Below are 3,150 nucleotides of genomic sequence, written 5' to 3' on the forward strand. Positions count from 1 at the left end.
TAAAACCGCCGGCCTCGGTCAGCACAAAAGCGTCGGCGCATTGCTTGGCCAGCGCACGGACCCGGCCGATATAGGCCTGCCGTTCGGTGACCGAGATCACACCGCGCGCATCCAGCAGGTTGAAGATGTGGCTGGCCTTGATGCATTGGTCATAGGCGGGGTGCGCCATGATGATGCGCTTGCCAGTCTTCGGGTCCTGATGCTCCTGCGCCAGAATGGCGGCGCACTCGGCCTCGGCTTCTTCGAAATGGCGCAGCAGAACTTCGGTATTGGCCACGTCAAAGTTCCAGCGGGCGTATTCTTCCTCGGTCTGCTTGAAGATATCGCCATATGTCAGCGGGATCATTGCATCCGGATCGTTGAACGGCATGTCCATCACGTGATCCACACCCAGCACATACATGGCCAGACGTTCCAGACCGTATGTCAGCTCGCCCGAGACGGGTTTGCAGTCATGCCCGCCGACCTGTTGAAAATAAGTGAACTGGCTGACTTCCATGCCATCGCACCAAACTTCCCAACCGAGCCCCCAGGCCCCCAGCGTCGGGCTTTCCCAGTCATCTTCGACAAACCGAATGTCGTGCAGCTCCATGTCGATACCGATGGCCTCGAGGCTACCCAGATAGAGCTCCTGCAGGTTTGGCGGACTGGGTTTGATCAGCACCTGATACTGATAATAATGCTGCAACCGGTTGGGGTTTTCACCATAACGCCCATCGGTCGGGCGGCGCGATGGCTGTACATAGGCAGCAGCCCAGGATTTTGATCCCAAAGCCCGCAATGTGGTGGCCGGATGGAAGGTACCTGCGCCGACCTCCATGTCATAGGGTTGCAACATCGCACAGCCCTGCCCGGCCCAATAAGTCTGAAGCCGCAGGATAATCTCCTGAAACGAACGCGGGGCACCGGTGGATTGGGTCATGGAACTCTCATCTGTAAGCGGGCTGCAAATGCGCGTCTTACCTATGCAAGCACCCCGGCGGGGTCAACGGCTGTTGTGATCCGTGGGCTGGTCTGGGCCACTGACACGCCACTGAAACAGGAGTTTTCGCGCTCAGCCATTCACCATGGGGAAAGTCAGGTCCGGAGCTGCGCCGCCACATGCGGAAATTCCCCCACGCCTGAGGACCCAGGGGCATTTCCATTTGCGCCAGAAAATGGTTATCTGCGCCGCAGAAGACGACGGACGACGCATTCAAAAGGGCATGAGACCTGATATGACAAGATTGATCGCGGCGTTCCTGTTTGTGATAGCAAGCTGGACAGGGCCGACAATGGCGCAACAGGGCAGCCAGGATATTGTCTGGATCCAAATTGAAGCACACCCCAGCCTGCGCGACGCACAGGCCCGGGCACAAATTTACTCGCAGGCGTTGGCCGACGTGACCGGGTTTTCGCTGGGGGGCAATTGGTACGGGATTCTATTGGGACCCTATACCCGCGAAGACGCGCAGCGAGTTCTGCAAGTGTATCGCCGCGAACGGCAGATTCCGCGCGACAGTTTCATTTCGCAATCATCAAACCTGCGTCAGCAATTCTGGCCGGTTGGCGAAAATCTGTTGTCCAGCAACCCGATTGCGGCCCCCTCTTCGGGAACCGACACAGTTGCGACACTACAACCCGATCCGGAGCCTTCGGATGAAACCCCGTCCCAGGCCCGGCGCAGTGAACGGGACCTGACCGGCGACGAACGCAAGGCCTTGCAGGTCGGGTTGCAGGCAGGTGGCTATTATGCAGCGGCAATCGATGGTTCGTTCGGCCGCGGGACCCGCGCCTCTATGGCGGATTGGCAGGCGGCAAACGGGTTTGAACAGACCGGGATCCTGACCACCAAGCAACGTCAGATATTGATGGACCAGTATAATGCCCCTCTGATTTCGGTTGGCATGTCCAGCACGAGGGATGACAAGGCCGGGATTGAAATGCAACTTCCGACCAAGGAGGTCCGCTTTTCTCATTACGAACCACCGTTCGCCCATTACCCGGCAAGCGGGTCGTTGGGTGCCCGGGTGCTGATGATCAGCCAGCCCGGTGACCAGACCACCCTTTTTGGCCTCTATGACATCCTGCAAACGTTGGAGATCATACCGCTGGAAGGTCCACGGGAACGCAAGTCCGACAGCTTTGTTATCGAAGGGCGCGGCAATGGTATCGTCTCTTATACCCAAGCCGCCCTGAAGGGGGGCGAGATCAAAGGCTTTACCCTGATCTGGCCCGCCGGAGACGAAGAACGCCGCAGCCGGATCCTGACCGAAATGAAGACCAGCTTTACCCGTCTTGATGGCGTGCTGGACCCTGCGGCAGGTGCCGACGCTGAACAACGCATCGACCTTGTGTCAGGGCTTCAGGTGCGCAAGCCGCGCCTGTCGCGCTCTGGTACATTTGTGGATGGCCAAGGCACAGTGGTGACAACAGTCGATGCGGTTCAGAATTGTACCCGTATTACGCTGAACAGTGACTTCCAGGCAGAACTGGTGGCCAGCGATGCCACGACTGGTCTGGCACTGGTGCGCCCTGTCGAGCGTCTGGCCCCGATGAAAGTGGCCCAGTTGCGGGCCAGTTCCCCGCTGCTACAATCCGAAGTGGCCGTGGCCGGATTTTCCTACGAAGGGATTCTCGGCGCGCCGACACTGACCTATGGCACCCTATCGGACCTGCGGGGATTGCGTGGCGAAGCCGGAGTGACCCGGTTGGCGCTGGCCGCACAACCGGGAGATGCCGGTGGTCCGGTTCTGGATGCGAATGGCGCGGTGCTGGGTATCCTTGCCTCCGCTCCTGCTGGGTCCCAGCAGCTTCCGCAGGACGTCAGCTTTGCGGCCAATGCCGACACGTTGCGCGCTTTGCTACAGCAGGCTGGTATCGCGGCCCAGGACAGCCGCGAGGCCAGCACCCTGTCGCCGGATGCGATGACCCGGTTGGCGACCGGCATGACCGTATTGGTCAGCTGCTGGGACTGAACCACCAAAGGTCATCTGAGGTGAAATGAGAACGCGCACAGATTATGTCTGTGCGCGTTTTTCGTGCTGCCCTTCATCACCCACGATTGCCCAGTTATCCAAATGCTCCCGCGCCCTGCCCCCGCATCAAAGATGCGCTGGCAAAGGCCTTGGGCCACGCGGGTCGCCGATGGCGGCCTGCGTGCGACGGTGG

General features: G+C 59.7%; 2 protein-coding genes. One reads left to right on the top strand and one right to left on the bottom strand.

Going from position 1 to position 3,150, the window contains the following annotated elements; genetic code table 11:
* A partial coding sequence (locus tag A2I95_RS28795) for a glycine--tRNA ligase subunit alpha (RefSeq protein WP_291735401.1) occupies window positions 1-922 on the bottom strand: 922 nt, incomplete at its 3' end.
* Between the two features lie 295 nt (window positions 923-1,217).
* Here A2I95_RS28795 and A2I95_RS28800 point away from each other — a divergent pair.
* On the top strand, window positions 1,218-2,957 hold the full coding sequence (locus A2I95_RS28800; protein WP_291735404.1) for a trypsin-like peptidase domain-containing protein: 1,740 nt from the start codon (window positions 1,218-1,220) through the stop codon (window positions 2,955-2,957).
* The last annotated feature ends 193 nt before the right edge of the window (window positions 2,958-3,150 follow it).

This window comes from Leisingera sp. F5, from assembly GCF_001593695.1.

Coding starts and splice junctions, on each gene's coding strand:
- A2I95_RS28800 (WP_291735404.1), top strand. CDS start 1,218: ATGACAAGATTGATCGCGGCGTTCCTGTTTGTGATAGCAAGCTGGACA.